Origin of the sequence: Allobranchiibius sp. CTAmp26 (genome assembly GCF_017565405.1) — a bacterium.
In the GTDB taxonomy this organism is placed as follows: Bacteria; Actinomycetota; Actinomycetes; order Actinomycetales; family Dermatophilaceae; genus Allobranchiibius.
Window position 1 is genome coordinate 156,358 of sequence record NZ_JAGEKR010000003.1, and the last position, 16,829, is coordinate 173,186.

13 protein-coding genes are annotated in these 16,829 nt (G+C 69.8%); 4 read left to right on the forward strand and 9 right to left on the reverse strand.

Annotated features, from left to right (window positions below; translation table 11 throughout):
• Positions 1 to 123 precede the first annotated feature (123 nt).
• Both glmS and J4030_RS02690 read right to left on the reverse strand, forming a co-directional pair.
• Positions 124 to 1,944: a glutamine--fructose-6-phosphate transaminase (isomerizing) gene (glmS, locus tag J4030_RS02685; protein WP_208047655.1), complete on the reverse strand. Its 1,821-nt coding sequence runs from the start codon at positions 1,942 to 1,944 to the stop codon at positions 124 to 126.
• Between the two features lie 10 nt (positions 1,945 to 1,954).
• Positions 1,955 to 2,227, reverse strand: a complete 273-nt coding sequence (locus tag J4030_RS02690) for an HU family DNA-binding protein (RefSeq protein WP_243762756.1) — start codon at positions 2,225 to 2,227, stop codon at positions 1,955 to 1,957.
• A 199-nt stretch (positions 2,228 to 2,426) separates the two neighbouring features.
• Between J4030_RS02690 and ligD the strand changes: the two genes are divergently transcribed.
• Positions 2,427 to 3,416: a non-homologous end-joining DNA ligase gene (ligD, locus tag J4030_RS02695; protein ID WP_208047656.1), complete on the forward strand. Its 990-nt coding sequence runs from the start codon at positions 2,427 to 2,429 to the stop codon at positions 3,414 to 3,416.
• Between the two features lie 70 nt (positions 3,417 to 3,486).
• Here ligD and J4030_RS02700 read toward each other — a convergent pair whose 3' ends face one another.
• The gene (locus tag J4030_RS02700) at positions 3,487 to 4,341 is read right to left on the reverse strand and encodes a dolichyl-phosphate beta-glucosyltransferase (RefSeq protein ID WP_208047657.1); all 855 of its coding nucleotides are present in this window, start codon (positions 4,339 to 4,341) and stop codon (positions 3,487 to 3,489) included.
• Positions 4,342 to 4,385: 44 nt separating this feature from the next.
• On the reverse strand, positions 4,386 to 6,470 hold the full coding sequence (locus J4030_RS02705; RefSeq protein WP_208047658.1) for a glycosyltransferase family 39 protein: 2,085 nt from the start codon (positions 6,468 to 6,470) through the stop codon (positions 4,386 to 4,388).
• Between the two features lie 235 nt (positions 6,471 to 6,705).
• Between J4030_RS02705 and J4030_RS02710 the strand changes: the two genes are divergently transcribed.
• Positions 6,706 to 7,254: a hypothetical protein gene (locus J4030_RS02710; RefSeq protein ID WP_208047659.1), complete on the forward strand. Its 549-nt coding sequence runs from the start codon at positions 6,706 to 6,708 to the stop codon at positions 7,252 to 7,254.
• 54 nt (positions 7,255 to 7,308) lie between these two features.
• Here the strand turns inward: J4030_RS02710 and J4030_RS02715 are convergent, their stop codons facing one another.
• The 5 genes from J4030_RS02715 to J4030_RS02735 all read right to left on the reverse strand — a co-directional run bounded on the left by J4030_RS02715 (position 7,309) and on the right by J4030_RS02735 (position 14,470).
• Positions 7,309 to 8,184: an SDR family NAD(P)-dependent oxidoreductase gene (locus tag J4030_RS02715; protein WP_208047660.1), complete on the reverse strand. Its 876-nt coding sequence runs from the start codon at positions 8,182 to 8,184 to the stop codon at positions 7,309 to 7,311.
• A 30-nt stretch (positions 8,185 to 8,214) separates the two neighbouring features.
• Complete coding sequence (locus J4030_RS02720; protein ID WP_208047661.1) at positions 8,215 to 8,520, reverse strand: DUF1905 domain-containing protein; 306 nt, start codon at positions 8,518 to 8,520, stop codon at positions 8,215 to 8,217.
• Positions 8,521 to 8,537: 17 nt separating this feature from the next.
• Entirely contained in the window at positions 8,538 to 11,804 is a 3,267-nt protein-coding gene (locus tag J4030_RS02725) for a DEAD/DEAH box helicase (protein WP_307864527.1), read from the reverse strand.
• A gap of 139 nt (positions 11,805 to 11,943) precedes the next feature.
• Positions 11,944 to 12,441: a hypothetical protein gene (locus tag J4030_RS02730; protein WP_208047662.1), complete on the reverse strand. Its 498-nt coding sequence runs from the start codon at positions 12,439 to 12,441 to the stop codon at positions 11,944 to 11,946.
• Positions 12,425 to 14,470: an NAD(+) synthase gene (locus J4030_RS02735; protein ID WP_208047663.1), complete on the reverse strand. Its 2,046-nt coding sequence runs from the start codon at positions 14,468 to 14,470 to the stop codon at positions 12,425 to 12,427. The genes J4030_RS02730 and J4030_RS02735 overlap by 17 nt, the downstream gene beginning before the upstream one ends.
• A gap of 190 nt (positions 14,471 to 14,660) precedes the next feature.
• Between J4030_RS02735 and J4030_RS02740 the strand changes: the two genes are divergently transcribed.
• On the forward strand, positions 14,661 to 16,139 hold the full coding sequence (locus J4030_RS02740) for an MFS transporter (RefSeq protein ID WP_208047664.1): 1,479 nt from the start codon (positions 14,661 to 14,663) through the stop codon (positions 16,137 to 16,139).
• A 38-nt stretch (positions 16,140 to 16,177) separates the two neighbouring features.
• Complete coding sequence (locus J4030_RS02745; RefSeq protein ID WP_208047665.1) at positions 16,178 to 16,816, forward strand: TetR/AcrR family transcriptional regulator; 639 nt, start codon at positions 16,178 to 16,180, stop codon at positions 16,814 to 16,816.
• Positions 16,817 to 16,829: the final 13 nt, after the last annotated feature.

The following is a 16,829-nucleotide window of genomic DNA, read 5'->3' on the forward strand; positions in this document are numbered from 1 at the left end:
TCTCCAACCCCGGAGTCGGGCGTTCTGGTCGGGGCGGCCCGAAACTCCAGGTTCTGCTTTCCCGCTGCACGACGCCCTCGGGGTGACCCCACCTGCTCTGAGCTGCCGACTGCGCTGGCGCCGTCACTCCACGGTGACGGACTTGGCCAGGTTGCGGGGTCGGTCGATGTCGCGTCCCAGCGCCGCGGCCGCGTGATAGGCGAGCAGCTGCAGCGGGATCGTCAGCACGATCGGGTCCAGCTCGACCTCGCCGTGCGGTACGACGATTCGCTCGGCCGCGAGGTCGCCGAACTCCACACCGGGATGGGTGACGGCGATGACGGGTCCGGTGCGGGCAGCGATCTCGTGCAGGGCGCCCAGGTTGCGCTCCACCAGTTCGTCGTCCGGCACGATCGCCACCGTCGGCATCTGAGGTGAGATCAGCGCGAGCGGTCCGTGCTTCAACTCACTCGCCTGGTAGGCCTCGGCGTGCTGGTAGCTGATCTCCTTCAGCTTCTGGGCGCCCTCGCGCGCGACGGCATACCCGCGCACCCGCCCGATGAAGAACGACGACGGAGCCTGCGCCAACCCCTTGGCGACGACGGCGATCTCGGCCTCGTTATTTAGCACCTGCTGCACCTGACCGGGCAGCGCGCGCAGCCCCGCCACGATCCGCGCGCCGTCGGCGTACGACAGATCGTGCACCCGGCCGAGCAGCAGCGCGAGCAGCGCGAACCCGACACCCATGTGGGTGAGGACCTTCGTGGACGCGACGCTGACCTCGGGCCCGGCGTGCAGATAGATGCCACCGTCGCACTCGCGCGCGATCGACGAGCCGACCACATTGACCAGCCCCACGACCCGGCCGCCCTTGCGCTGGATCTCGCGCACGGCAAACAGGGTGTCGGCGGTCTCACCGGACTGGCTCACCGCGACGTACAAGGTGTCCGACTCCACGATCGGATTGCGATAGCGGAACTCCGAGGCTGCCTCGGCGTCCGCCGGAATGCGCGCGAGGTCCTCGATCATCGAGGCGCCGAGCTGGCCGATGTAGAACGAACTGCCGCAACCGATCGCCTTGACCCGCTTGAACCCGCGCAACTCGCGCGCGTCGATCCCGAGCCCGTCCAGCCGGGCCGTGGCGAACCGGTCGTCGAGACGCCCGGACAGCATCCGCTCCAGCGAGGTCGGCTGCTCGTGGATCTCCTTGTGCAGGAACGTGTCGTGGCCTTCCAGCTGCAGTTCGTCGGCCTGCAGGGTCAACATCTCGGGCTGCTTCGACGTGCGCGCGAGGTCGGCGGTGAAGGTCTCATAACCACCGGCGGTGACGATCGCGAGCTCTCCGTCGTCCAGATGCACGACCCGCGAGGTATGCCGCACGAGCGCCGAGGCATCGGAACCCACGAACATCTCCCGGTCGCCGATGCCGATGATCAGCGGTGAGCCCTGCCGGGCGACCACGATCCGGTCCGGCAGCTGCGCGTCCAGGACCGCGACGGCGTAGGTGCCGGTGATCCGGCGCAACGCCTCGATCACCCGGTCCTCGAGTGCGGACGCCGTGGACCGGCCGATCAGCTGCGCGAGCACCTCCGTGTCGGTGTCGGAGGCGAAGTGCACTCCGTCCGCTTCGAGTTCGGCGCGCAACGGCGTGGCGTTGTCGATGATCCCGTTGTGCACGAGCATGATCCGGCCGTCCGCGCTGCGGTGGGGGTGCGCGTTCGCCTCAGTGGCCGGACCGTGGGTGGCCCAACGGGTGTGACCGATCCCGACCTTGCCGGACAGCCGCTTGGGTAGCGCCGCTTGCAGATCACGCACCCGGCCCACGGCGTGCACGACCTTCGGGCCGGACCCGGTCAGGACCGCGATGCCCGCCGAGTCGTAGCCGCGGTACTCCAGCCGCGTCAGGCCCTCCAGCAGGATCGGCGCGGCCTGCTCCGAGCCGATGTATCCGACGATTCCGCACATGGTTCTGGTCCTATCCGTAGATCATCCGGCGCAACTGCCGGACTGAGAGTGAGGGTGGTGCGACGTTCCGGTCCGCGAGCTCGGCGGCGATCAGCTCGAAGATCTCGTCGTTGCGTCGGCCGTAGGTCTGGTGGTGCGCATGTCGGCGCCGGACGAAGTCGTCCACCGGTTCGGCGTACCAGGCAACGACGTCGTCGACGACCCGCGCCGCCTCGGACGGCGCGAGACCTGTGGACTCGGCGACACGACGTACGAGCTCGGCATCGGGCACGTCGAGCATCATGGACCCATCTGCGTGCGTAATGCACGTATCTGCCCGCTATCGGGCAGATGCGTGACGTTCACTGCTCATTTCATTGTCCCGCACCTCGCCATTGCTCTTCAGATTCACTCGCCGACTGCGCAGGTCGCGGCGGCAGAACGCCTGGAATCGCGCGCGACATGCGCAGTCGGCGAGGTGGGCAGGGCTAGGTTCGGCAGGTATGGCGAGCAAGGGCAGTCCCGCGGTCGAACTCGAGGTGGGCGACCGGACCGTCCGCATCTCCAACCCCGACCGGGTGTACTTCCCCGCACGCGGTGAGACCAAGCTCGACCTGGCGAACTACTACCTGTCCGTGGGCGACGGGATCGTGCGTGCACTGCGTGACCGGCCGTGCATGCTCCACCGGTTCCCGACGGGGGTCGAGGGCGAGAAGGTGCACCAGAAGCGGGTGCCGCGGGGCGCACCGGATTGGCTGGAGACGGTGCGGATCCACTTCCCCCGGTGGAACCGCACAGCCGACGAGCTGTGCGTCACCGAGCTCGCCAGCGTGGTGTGGGCGGTGCAGATGTCGACGGTGGAGTTCCACCCGTGGAACTCCCGGCGCGCCGACACCGAGCGACCGGACGAGTGGCGCATCGACCTCGACCCGATGCCGCAGGCGTCGTTCAGCGCCGTCCGCCGCACCGCGCACACGGCGCACGAGGTGCTCGACGAACTCGGGATCCGCGGCTTCCCCAAGACTTCCGGCGGCGACGGGCTGCACGTCTACGTGCGGATCGAGCCCCGGTGGGAGTTCGCGGAGGTACGGCGCGCGGCGTTCGCCTTCGCGCGCGAGATCGAACGGCGGATGCCGCAGGAGGTGACCACCACCTGGTGGCGCCGGGACCGCGACCCGGAGGCCGTCTTCGTCGACTACAACCAGAACGCCCGGGACCACACGATCGCCAGCGCGTACTCGGTGCGCGGCAATCCGGACGCCACCGTCTCCGCGCCGATCGAGTGGGATGAGATCGACGATGTCGAACCCGGCGACATGACGATCGCCACCGTCCCCGATCGGTTCGCGCGCCTGGGCGACCTGCACGCTGAGATCGACGACACGGCGTACGGCCTGGAGACGCTGCTGGAGTGGGCCGACCGCGACGACCAGGCGCCCCCGGAGAATCCGGAGGGCACGGAGAGCACGGAGGGCACAGAGGGCACCGACTGATCCGCCGACTGCGCATGTCACGGCCCGGATCGGGCGATCGCACCCCCCCGACATGCGCAGTCGGCGAATCTCAGCCGGCCTGCGGGAGCTGGTCCTCGAGCCCCGGCAGACTCACCCGCCCGCGCCCCATCCGGGCGCGGATCCCGGCGAGCCGGGTGTCGTACGCGGCGCGGCTGCGGCGCATTCGGCGTACGCCGCGCAGGTCGTCCAGCGCTGTACTGACCACGTCGACGCGGCTGTCGGGGTCGTCGTACCAGTCGACCGGCACCTCGTGGATGCGCAGACCGGCCCGCTCGGCGAGCACGAGCAGCTCGGTGTCGAAGAACCACGTGTCGTCCTCCACCAACGGCAGCAACTCACGCGCGACGTCGCCTCGGATCGCCTTGAACCCGCACTGCGCGTCGGTGAAGCCGACCCGCAGCGAGACCCGCAGGAGCCGGTTGTAGCTGCGGGAGATGAGGTCGCGCTTGAGGCCGCGTACGACGTGTGCGCCGTGCGCGAGGCGACTGCCGATGGCGAGATCGGAATGGCCCGACATCAGCGATGCCACCAACGGTGACAGCGCATCCAGGTCGGTGGACAGATCCACGTCCATGTACGCCAGCACGAGCGCGTCCGAGGCCAACCACGTCGCCCGCAGCGCCCGACCGCGACCCTTCTGGTCCAGGTGGATGACCCGGACCCCGGCGACGTCCTGCTCCAGCCTGCGTGCCACCGCCAGGGTGGCGTCGGTGGAGGCGTTGTCGGCCACGGTGATGCGGAACGCGTAGGGGAAGTGCTCCCCCAGGTACGCGTGCACCGTCTGGACGCAGGCCGCGAGCGACTCCTGCTCGTTGTAGACCGGGATGACGACGTCGAGCACGGTCGTCGGTTGTCCGACCGAATTGCGCTGTCGTGTCGCGTATTCCGGGAGATAAGTCGTCATATCAGTGTCCTGTCTTCAGTGTCTTCAATGCCCACACGTCGTTGTCAGCTCGCGCTGACGGGCTCGGTCAGGTCGTAGAAGGTCGTGCTGCCGATCGTGACCTTCTTGTAGTGGGCCTCGACCCAGGAGGTGATCGAGCTGCCGGCACCGGAGGATCCGCCCATCCCACCGCCACTGCTGGCGAGGAAGTAGTGGATCTTTCCGGCCTTCGCGTAGGCCTGGAACTGCGCCAGGGTCGGCGAGGGGTCGCTGCCGTTGAAGCCACCGATGGCCATCACCGGCTCACCGCTGCCGAGCTGCAGGCCCGCGGCGTTCTGACTTCCGATGGCCGCCGCCGCCCAGGTGTACTTCGAGGCGTTCGACTGCAGCGCCGCGACCACCTCGGTGTTCGGCGTCGAGGAGTTCAGCAGGCCGCCCATCCCGCCGGCTGCGCGCCTGGCACCCGTCGTGGTGCCACCGGTCGTGGTGCCGCCGGGCGCCTGGCCCGTGGTCGCACCGCCGGGTGCCCCGCCCGTCGTTCCGCCCGGCGCGCCACCAGCGCGTACCGCACCGCGCGCGCCACCCGGGAAGCCTCCGCCCATGCCCGATCCGCTCGGCCCGGCCACCACGATCGAACCGGTGTGCCCGACCTTGAGGGTGGAGACGGTGTACGCGGTGGGTCCGGCGAGACCGGCTACGAGCGCCGCAGCGACCACGAAGGGCACGAACCGTGCGTGCATCCAGCGAATCGCGAGCATTAGGAACGCCGCTGCCATGCCGACTGCCAGGATCGAGACACGCAGCCAGTCGCCGTACGCCGTCACCCGGCTCAGCAGGATGAACGACCATGTCGCGGCAGCGGCGGTCGCCACGGCCATCGTGACGGTGCCGAGCGAGGTGTGCCGTCGCTGCCACATCTCGATGGCGCCCGCGCCGACGATGGTGGCGACGGCCGGCGCCAGTGCGACGGTGTAGTACTGATGGAAGATCCCGGCCATGAAGGAGAAGGTCAACCCGGTGACGATCAGCCAGCCGCCCCACACGAGGTAGAACGCACGGCGCAGGTCGGTACGGGGCCGCCGGCCGCGCACGACGAGGCCGACACCGAGCAGGATCAGCGCGGTCGGGATCAACCAGGAGATCTGGGCGCCGACCTCGCTGCCGAACATCCGGGTGATCCCTGTCGTGCCCCACTGGCCGCCGGCGTTCCCGCCTCCGCCGCCGCCGACCGATCCGGTCTCATTGCCGGACAGCCGACCGAAGCCGTTGTAGCCGAAGGTGAGGTTCCAGAACGAGTTGTCCTGGCTGCCCCCGACGTACGGCCGCATGCTCGCCGGGGTGAGGGAGACGATCGCGACCCACCATCCTGCGGATACCACCATCGCGGCGAGACCCGCTGCGGCGCCGAGGATCCGGCGGCGCACGGTGGTGTTCGCGGCCACCAGGTAGGCGATGCCGAAGAACGGGACCACCAGGAAGACCTGGAACGTCTTGGTGAGGAAGCCGAAGCCGATGAATGCGCCGACGGCGATCATCCACCTGGCCGAGCCCTTCTCGATGGCGCGCATGGTCGCCCAGCCCCCGAGAGCCATCAGCAAGGTGAGGAGCGCGTCCGGGTTGTTGAAGCGGAACATCAGCACGGCGACCGGTGTCAGGGCGAGCACCGCACCTGCGATGAGCCCGCCAGCGGCGCTGAAGTAGCGCTTGACCGTGGCGTAGACGACCGCGACCGCTCCGACGCCCATCAGTACCTGGGGCATCAGGATCGCGAACGAGTTGAGTCCGAAGACGCGCACCGACAAGGCCATCAGCCAGAGTGCGGCCGGCGGCTTGTCGACGGTGATCGAGTTCGCGGCATCGGAGCTGCCGAAGAGGAACGCTTCCCAATTGACCGAGCCCGCCTGCGCTGCAGCCGAATAGAACGAGTTGGCCCAGCCGCTCGCGGTCAAGTTGTAGAAGTAGGCGGCCGCCGTGACGATCAGGAGGCCGAAGAGTGCCGGTCGCGCCCACGAAGGGTCACCGTCCGGGCCGCGCCACACCTGCTTGAGGCGGTCGGTGGCGAGGGATGAGCGAGACGCACCTGCACCGGGCCGGCCGGTCGGGGCGTTCACCGCGTCGGAGGAGCGCAGGTGCGCTGTTGCGGGGTTCATGGGAGGAACCGTGGCGGGATGCTCTGTGCGGTTGCTGTGGCAGGACCCTTACCCCCCGATGTGAGTGGAGCCACGGCTGTCCGAGCACGTCAACCCACGTGCAGCATCTAGATCGTCGTCGCGAATCACCGTGTCCGCACGTCGAATCCGGTGCACGGCGCTGGCATAGCTGCGGCACAGGCACCCCGGTCACGATCTGCGCGGACCACCTCATGAAACAGACAAGGAGTGTGCGATGCCGCACGAGGATCATCAGCCCGCCGACTCACCCCGAGCCGACCCGACCCGACCGATCCACCAGCAGGCGCCCGAGCAGTTCGGGGCCGAGCACCGACCGGCGCCGCATGCGCAGTTCCGACAGGCGCAGCCGGGCGTAGGGCCGATGTCGCCGCTCGCGGCATCCGAGGCGGACACCGAGGGAACGTCGCCCGCGTTGCGACGACCTCGCTGGTCCGGCAAGAAGACAGCGGTGGTCGCGGCCGTTGCCATCGGTCTGTCGTCGGCCGGCGCGATCGGCGCGGCAGCGGCGTCACCTGCGGGCCAGTCCGGTGGGGGCGGGTTCGGCCAGAACGCACCTGGGAGGTTCGGTGGGGCGGGCACCCAGCGTGGGACCGGCACCCAGAGCGGTACCGGAACCGGCGCCCAGGGGAGTGCCGGAACCGAGGGCGGTACCGGCGCGCAGGTCGGGCCGGGCGGCTCCGGGCTGTCCGTGCCGCCGGGCGCTGGCACTCGCGGTCAGGGCACGACGTCCAGCCAAGGCACCACGAACGGCACGACCACCTGAGACCGTGCGGACGGCCCGGGACTCCGTCGGGGGAAGCACCGGGCCGCCGCACCTTCACTTGGAGCGCTGCGCCATCCTCGCTTGCAGTTTGGCCACGAGCGGCGGTATGGCCGGGCCACCCTTCGCGAGGCTCTTCCCCGCGCGCTTCATCGTCGCCGTATAGATCGGGCGACTGAATCGCTTGCTGTTGTAAGCGATCCGACCATCGGGATCGGTCAGCACGATGAACTTGCCCGCCTTCATCCCGGCGTACGCCGCGGCGGCGACCTCACCCGCGCCACGCGGAGCCTTGTTGATCAGGTCCACCGCCGTCTCCTCCATCTCGACGTCCTTGCCCTGCAGTGACGACGCGAGATTGGTCCGGAAGAAGCTCGGGCAGATCACCGAGACCGTGATGTCCCATGGTGACAGTTCGTGCAACAACGTCTCGGATAGGGCGACCACGCCGGCCTTGACTGCGTTGTACGACGCCATGGCCGGCGAGTGCACCAGGCCGGCGAGCGACGCGGTGTTCACGATCTGCCCGCCGCGCTGTTCCTTCAACATCGGGGTGAAGGTGCGGCACCCCCGGACGACACCCAGCAGGTTGATGTCGACGATCCACTTCCAGTCGTCCATCGACGTCACGTCGATGCGGCCACCCGCCGCCACGCCGGCGTTGTTGACCAGCAGGTCCAGCCCCTGCCAGTTCGACTCCACCCAGACCCGGGCCTCGTCCCATTGCTCGTCGGAGCGGATGTCGAGCCGGCGGTACTCGACCTCCGGCGGCAGCACGCCCACCGGTGCCTGGTCGTGCACGTCACCGACCAGGACCCGGGCGCCATCGGCGACGAGCAGCTTGACCAGTTCCAGACCCAGGCCACTGCACCCGCCGGTCACCAGCGCCCGCTGGCCGGCGTACGAACGGGGACTCGCGTGTGAAGATCTCATGGCGGCGACCCTACTCGCGCGTAACCTGGATCACACCCACCGACCGGAACGTACCTGGACGGCCACCTCGAAGTGCGCCGAGTCGCCGTCGCCCAGGCCCTCCGCCTCGCGGACCGCCGACTTGAGCGGCAGCGCGTACCGACCGTCTCTGGGGAAGAGCGATGTCTCCCACGAGGTGTCTCCGATCCGCGCATGGACCGGGATCATCCCCCACCCGTAGCTGACCTCCTTGGCCAGCTCGCGCAGCTCGGCGCAGTCCGGCTCGGGAAGGTTCACGAAGTAGAACGGTGCCGGTCCACGCCAGTACCAGATCTCTGCATCGAAGCTCGATTTCATCGCAAAGACAACGCCTTTCACTCCAAGAGGGAGGCGATGTCCGCGGCCGTCACGGCGCCCGCGACCGCACCTCCGGAATCCATCACGGAGGCGAACAGATCCCGCTTGCGCTCCTGCAACGCCACCACCTTCTCCTCCACGGTGCCCTGCGAGACCATCCGATAGACCGTCACCGGTCGTTCCTGCCCGATGCGGTGCACCCGGTCGATCGCCTGTGCCTCGGTGGCCGGGTTCCACCAGGGATCGAGCAGGTAGACGTAGTCGGCCTCGGTGAGGGTGAGCCCCACACCGCCGGCCTTGAGCGAGATCAGGAACGCCGTCTGGTCGCCGGACCGGAACCCGTCGATGACATCCTGCCTGCCCCGGGTGGATCCGTCGAGGTACGACGTGCGCACCCCGGCCGCGTCGAGCGCATCACGCGCGAGCGCCAGATACGACGTGAACTGGCTGAAGACCAGGGCGCGGTGCCCTTCGTCGGCCAGTTCCGTGAGGTGCTGCGCGAGGAGGGTCAGCTTGGCGGACTGCTCGGCCGCGGGATAGTCGTCGTCGACCAGCCGCGGGTCGAGCGCGAGCTGCCGCAGCCGGGTGAGGGAGGCGAGGATCGCGACGCGGTTGGTGTCGGCGTCCTCCAACAGCCCGAGGATCCGCTGGCGTTCACGCTGCAGGTGGCGGCGGTAGGTCGCCTCGTGACGGGCGGACGGCTCGACGTGCAGGAGCTGGATCTGCTTCGCGGGCAGGTCGGCGGCCACGGCCTCCTTGGTACGCCGCAGCATCAGGGGGCGGATCCGACGACGTAGCTGCTCCAGCAGCTCGGGCGCCTTCCCGCTCTCGATGGGGCGGCGGTAGCGCTGGGCGAAGACCTCGGGATCGGGATAGAGGCCCGGCGCGGCGAGCGCGAACATCGACCACAGGTCCATCAGCGAGTTCTCCAGCGGGGTGCCGGTGATCGCCAGCGTGAACGGCGCACCGAGTCGCTTGGCCACCTGGAAGGTCTTGGACCGGTGATTCTTCACCCACTGTGCCTCGTCGAGGATCAGCCCGCTCCACGCCTGGGAATGGAAGTTGTCGGCGTCGAGGCGCAGCACGGCGTACGACGTCACGACGATCCGCGCGTCACCGACGGTCTCGGCGAGCGACCGGCCGCGCTTACCGGACGTCTGTGGCAGCGCCACGATCGGGATGTCGGGCGCGAACCGGGCGGCCTCACCGACCCACGTGCCGACGACCGAGGACGGTGCCACGACGAGGACGGGCTCGGTGAGGTCGCCGCGCTCATGCGCGCGCGCCAGCATCGCCAACGTCTGCACCGTCTTGCCGAGGCCCATGTCGTCGGCCAGCACGCCGCCGAGACGGGCGTCCCAGAGTGTGCTCAGCCAGGCGAACCCGTCGCGCTGGTAGGGCCGCAGCTCGGCGCGGAAGCTGCTCGGCAGCTTCGGTGGCTCGATCCGCCCGACGTCGCGCAGTCCGCTGACCGCCTCCGCCCACCGGGTCGACTGCCTCCCGGGCACCCCGAGGGCGACCAGCTCGTCGTAGAAGCCGACCTGGAAGCGGCCCACCCGCAGCCCCTCCCCGGGCTCCCGGTCGACCAGGTCACGGGCCTCCTCGATCAGCTCGCGCAAGCGATGCAGCGAGGGGTCGTCAAGGGTGAACCAGGTGCCGGACTGCAGCAGCATGCTCTCGTCGCCGCGTACAAGCGCCGCGAAGAGCGGCTCGAACGGGACCTCTTCGCCGCCGACGGTCACGCTGACCCGCAGGTCGAACCAGTCGGTGCCGTCCTCCCGGTCGTCGGTGCCGATCTCGATCAGCGGGGTGTCCGTGACCTGCTCGTACGCCGGCAGCTCGCCCTCGACGATCACCTGCAGGTCGTCGTGCTCGCTCCACTGCGGAAGCGTGTCCGCGAGCCGGACGGCCTCCCAGCCGGCCAGCGTGTGCTCCGCGCGCGGCCACCACCCGAGGCCGCCGACGGCCTCGAGCAGACCGGCCGACCGCAGCAGCGGGCCGACCCGCTCCACCAGCTCCCGCTCGGCGATGCGGTCGCGGCCGGCCTGTGACCAGCCGAGCGCGACAGGGTGCAGCCGACGCGCGTCGTACCGGAACGCCGCCCGCACCCGGATCTGCTGGTCGGCGGGACTGTCGAGCGTCAGCTGCAGGCGCAGAGGGTCGACCGGGGCGGTGGCTCGAGGCAGCTGGGGCAGTTGTCCGCTGTCGGTGAGCCGGGGCAGAGCCTCGGCCTCGAACTCCGCAGCGTCCTCGGCGGGCACCCGCAGTCCGCCCGACCGCAACAACTCCTCCATGGCGGGACGCGCCGGTGCGGCGAACCCGGCCAGTGTCATCGCACCGCCACGCTCGATCACGGCGACGCCGTGGGCCGGTGAACCGATGAAGATCCGCTCCCCGTCGGGCAGTTCGGGCAGCGCGGGTGCCAGCAGGAGGTCACCGTTGTCGCCGTCCTGCAGCACCTGCAGCGACGGGGTGATCGGGTAGGGCGCGACCTCCAGCCCCGCCGACACGCTGAACCCCTGCATGATTGCTATTCCCGCGTCGGAGGCCTGGGCGAGCGCAGGCCACAGCGTCGGCGCGAACTGGTCCAGATACAGCTCGCTCGGCAGCAGGCCCCCGTCGGCGATCCGGTGCAGCGCCGCCAGTGCTCGGTGCTGCGCGGGATCCCAGGGACGCAGCGGACTGTCGTAGAGCACGTCGTGCCAGGCGGCCTCCTTCACCCAGCGCCCCGTCTTGCCCAGGTAGGTCGGCACGATCGCGATGCGCCGCGCAGGCGTGCTGTCGTGAATCGTCGACGGGCGGGTGACCGGCATCATCCGCAGGCCCAGGCGGCGGGATGCCGCGGTCGGCTCGGCGTACTCCTGCACGAACCGGCGCCACGCCGCCGAACGGTCGACCTCGACGGCGCCGCCGAGCGACTCGCGCGCGACGAGCAGGAGGGTGGCCACGTGCTTGCACCGCGCCTGCATCGGGCAGGAACACCGCGAGGTCCACTGCGGGCGCGGGCCGGTGTCCTTGGTGCGGGTGACCAGCGTCGTGTAGTCGTGGTCGCGGCTGCCGCCGATGACCCCGAGCAGCATCCGGCCCTGGTCGCCGGTGTTGATCGAGATGACCCGCTCGGCGTCGACGTAACCGAGCGCGCGCTCGTAGGCCTTGTCGCCGACGTAGGCCTCGACATCGGCGTCGGAGACCTCGCGCAGCCACTCGGCACCGCGCACCTGGAAGGCGTGCGAGTGCTCGTACGGCGACTGGTCACCGGCGCGTGCGCCATACCCTCCGCTCACAGCCACGACGCTACCGGCCGGGTCCGACAACGCCGGTCACCCTATGGACCAATCCGCGGGGAAGCGTTGCCCACCATGGCGCAGGTAAGCCCGAGGGACACAGGTCTACCTGCGTCCCTCGGGCTTACCTGCGTCACGGTCACATCTTGGTGGTGTGGAACGGAACGCCGTGCTGCTCACAGACGGTACGCAGCCGCTCGGCGATGCCGTCGCCGTCCGGCTTGTCGAAGACCACGAGGGCGACGAACCCCGTGTCGAAGGGGTCGCCGTCCCGGCTCACCTCGACGTGCGCCACCGGCCGGGCGAACGCCGAGCGGGGGCGCACGAACTCCACGCCCGTCATCTGCGACCAGGCCGCGGTGCGCGATCCGCCACCGTGGGAGCCGACGAGCCCTTCGGACGTCGCTCGCAGGTCACGGCGCGCTCCGGATCGGCGCAGGTCCCACACCACCAGCGCGATCAGGGCGGCGGCGACCACCAGGATCCACCACAGCCTGAAGACGATGCCCGTGCCGACCGCGGCGACCAGGATCAGGGCCACGCGCGGCCAGACACCCAGCGGCACCCCACCCCGCGGCGCCGCGATGACCGAGAAGCCGGCGTCCGCGGTCGGGGCGACCTCAGGCGTCGGGGACATTGCGGCGCAGCTCCTCCAGCCACACGGTGGCGTTGCCGTCGGAGGGTGCCCGCCAGTCACCGCGTGGCGAGAGTGCGCCGCCCGCAACGACTTTCGGGCCGTTGGGCAGAGCCGAGCGCTTGAACTGGCTGAAGCCGAAGAAGCGCTCCAGGAAGACCTCCAGCCAGTGCCGGATCTGACCCAGGTCGTATGCCGTCCTGTCGCCCTCGGGGTACCCCGTCGGCCACTCGCCCCGGGCCACGTCCGACCACGCGTGCAGCGCCAGGAAGGCGATCTTGGACGGCGCGAAGCCGTAGCGCAGCACGTGGAAGAGGGTGAAGTCCTGCAGTTCGTACGGTCCGATGACCGCCTGCGTCGACTGGGGCCTGGCGCCCTCAGCGGCCGGCACCAGCTCGGGGCTGATCTCGGTGGTGAGGATCGAGGACAGAGTCGACTCCACGGCCGGCTCGAACTGCTCCGAGCTCACGACCCAGCGGATCACGTGCTGTATCAACGTCTTCGGGATACCTGCGTTGACGTTGTAGTGCGACATCTGGTCGCCGACGCCGTAGGTGCACCAGCCGAGCGCCAGCTCCGACAGATCGCCGGTGCCGAGCACGATGCCGCCCTCGTGGTTGGCGATGCGGAAGAGGTAGTCGTAGCGCAGCCCGGCCTGCACGTTCTCGAACGTCACGTCGTAGACCGGCTCTCCGCGCCCGGCGGGGTGGCCGAGATCGCGCAGCATCTGGGTGGCAGCGGGCCGGATGTCCAGCTCGGAGAACGTGACTCCGAGCTGATCGGCGAGCGCGATGGCGTTCGCCTTGGTCTCGTCACTCGTGGCGAACCCGGGCATCGTGTACGCGAGGACGTCGCTGCGCGGCCGCCCGAGACGGTCCATGGTGCGCGCCGCGATGATCAGCGCGTGCGTGGAGTCCAGGCCGCCGGACACCCCGATGACGATCTTCGGCTGGCGGATCGCGCGCAACCGTTGCATCAGGCCGGATACCTGGATGTTCCACGCCTCGTAGCAGTCCTGCGCGAGGCGCGCGGGATCGTCTGGCACGAAAGGGAACCGGTCGACCGGGCGGCGCAGCCCGATGTCGCGGGTCGGTGCGTCGAGTGTGAAGGGGATGGTGCGGAGCGTGCCGACCCGGTCGTCGTACGTGCGGGCGTTGTCGTCGAGCGATCCGTCCCGCTGCCGGTCCTGGCGCAGCCGGTCCAGATCGACGTCGGCGACAGTACGACGCGCACCGTCCGGGAAGCGCTCGCCCGCGGCGAGCAGCCGCCCGCCCTCGTAGACCATCGTCATGCCGTCCCATGACAGGTCGGTGGTCGACTCGCCCTGCCCGGCCGCGGCATAAACGTACGCCGCGAGGCAGCGTGAGGACTGCGCCTGCGCCAGCATCCGGCGGTCGTTCTCCCGGCCGACGGTGATGGGGCTGCCGGAGATGTTGAGCAGCACGGTCGCCCCCGCGAGCGCGGCCAGCGAACTCGGCGGCACGGGCACCCACATGTCCTCGCACACCTCGACGTGCACCGCGAGGCCGCGCACGTCGGTCGCGTCGAAGACCAGGTCAGGACCGAACGGAATCTGCTTGTCCCCCAGCGTGATCCACTCACCCGACTGGTCGTCGCCGGCGGCGAAGTAGCGTTTGTCATAGAACTCCCGGTACGTCGGCAGGTACGCCTTGGGAGCCACGCCCAGGATCCGCCCGCGGTGCACGACGACCGCACAGTTGTAGACGCGATGCCCCTTGCGTAGCGGCGCACCGACCACGACGAGCGGCAGCAGGTCGGAGGTGGCGGCCACGACGCGGTCGAGCGCGACGAGCACTGCGTCGAGCACGGTGTCCTGCAGGACGAGGTCGTCGATCGCGTAGCCCGTGAGGCACATCTCCGGGAACGCCGCCACCGCCACCGCGTCGTCGTGACAGCCGCGGAGCTGCTCGATCAGGGTGTCTGCGTTGGTGATCGGGTCGGCGATCGAGGTGGGCACGGTGCACGCCGCGACCCGCGCGAAACCGTGTGCGTACGCCGAGGGGAAGTCCACGGCGTCAGTCTCCCAGACCGCACCCTCCGCACCGGCCGATCCGCTCGCGCCGAGTCACGGCCGCGCGCGCGACGGATCGCCGGTTGTGACCTGCACCACTATCCGGAGGAAGCACTCCGGTTATGCCGTAGGCTTTCAGGCGGAGTGTTCACTCCTCTTACTTCACAGCCTTGGAAACCGGAGATATTCGATGTCAGTCGCACCTGTGCCACAGCGCGCGCACCACCAGGTGACGTTCGCCGTGCTCGCAGTCGGCGTGGCGGCGTACGCGCTGTTGCAGTCGCTGGTCACCCCCGTCCTGCCCACGATCCAGCACGCCCTGGGGACGTCTCAGACCAATGTGACCTGGGTGCTCACGGCGTACCTGTTGTCGGCGTCGATCTTCACCCCGATCCTCGGACGCCTCGGCGACATGAGCGGCAAGAAGCGGATGTTCGTCGTCGCGCTGGTCGCTCTGGCCCTCGGCTCCCTGCTGTCCGCGGTCGCCTCGTCGCTGGCGATCATGATCATCGGCCGAGTCATCCAGGGCATCGGTGGTGGTGTCCTGCCGCTGGCGTTCGGCATCATCCGCGACGAGTTCCCGAGCGAGAAGGTGCCCGGCGCGGTCGGGATCATCGCCGCGCTGACCGCCGTCGGCGCAGGCCTCGGCATCGTGCTGGCCGGCCCGATCGTGGACGTCCTCAACTACCACTGGCTCTTCTGGATCCCGCTCATCATGATCACGGCCGCCGCACTCGCCGCCCACTTCCTCGTGCCCGAGTCCGAGTCGACGTCCGAGGGACGGATCAACTGGCTCGCGGCGCTGCTGCTGTCCGGATGGCTGGTCGCGCTGCTGCTGGCCGCGAGCCAGGCCCCGACCTGGGGCTGGGGCTCCGGCAAGGTGATCGGACTGCTCGTCGCCAGCGTCGTCCTCGCCGCGCTCTGGGTGACCGTCGAGTCGCGCTCGGACCACCCGCTGATCGACATGAAGATGATGCGCATCCGCGCGGTGTGGACGGTCAACCTGGTGGCCCTGCTCTTCGGTGTCGGGATGTACGCGATGTTCGCGTTCCTGCCCGAGTTCCTGCAGACCCCCAGCGCCGCCGGCTACGGCTTCGGCTCGTCCATCACCGAGTCCGGTCTGATGATCCTGCCGCAGGCGGTCGCGATGTTCGTCGTCGGCCTGTTCGCCGGTCGGCTGGCCGAGCGCTTCGGCGCCAAGAGCCTGGTCGTGCTGGGGTCGCTGATCAGCGTCGGCGCGTTCGCCCTGCTCGCCGTCTCGCACGGGCAGAAGCTCGACGTCTACGTGACCAGTGCGATCCTCGGGGTCGGCTTCGGCCTGGCCTTCGCATCGATGTCCAACCTGATCGTGGCCGCCGTGCCGCCGGCGCAGACCGGAGTGGCCAGCGGGATGAACGCCAACATCCGCACCATCGGCGGTTCGCTCGGCGCTGCCTTCATGGCGAGCATCGTCACTTCGGGAGCCGCCCCCAGCGGGGTGCCCAAGGAGAGCGGCTACACCAACGGGTTCCTGATGCTGGGCGGGGCGCTGCTGCTCGCGGCCGTCGCCGGGCTGCTCATCCCGACCGCACGCCGCGCCGCGCGTCACCTGCGGGTCGAGACCGACCTGCCCCACGCGGAGCTGGCCATGGTCGCCGGTGGCACGGTCCTCGGTGACCAGTCGGAATGATCCCCGCCGACCGCCGTACGGCGGATAGCGTCGAGTCCATGGCGGCGACGCGGGATGCAGAGGTCAGACCGCTGCGTCGCGATGCGGCCGACAACCGGCGACGGCTGCTGGCCGCCGCCGAGACCGTCTTCGCCGCCCACGGGCTCGACGCGCCGGTCGAGGAGATCGCCCGGGTCGCCGGGGTCGGGATGGGCACGCTCTACCGACGCTTCCCCACCAAGGACGCGCTGATCACCGAGCTGGTCCGAGAGCTGCTCACCGACGTGCTCCGTGCCGCCCGCGAGGCGCTGGCCGTCCCTGGCGGCGACGGCCTCGAACAGTTCCTGGGTGCGGCCGCCGAGTCCCACATCGCGCACCGCGGGTGCCTGCCCCGACTCTGGAGCAGCCCGGACACCGACGCCCTCCGCCAGGAGGTGCGCGAGGTCATGCTGCAGCTGTTCCTCGACGCCCAGGAGCACCGCCGCGTCCGCGCCGACGCCGACATCAGCGACGTCGACCTGGTGCTGTGGTCTCTGAGCGGTGTCATCGAGACCACCCACGGACAGAGCGAAACCGCGTGGCGCCGCGGTCTGGCGATCATCGTCGCCGGGCTGCGACCCGCGGGAGGGGCCCTGACCGAGCCGGCGTTGAGCCCGAGCGCCCTGCAGGAGATCAGAGGTCGCACGCCGACGGGCTGAGCACCACTCGCAG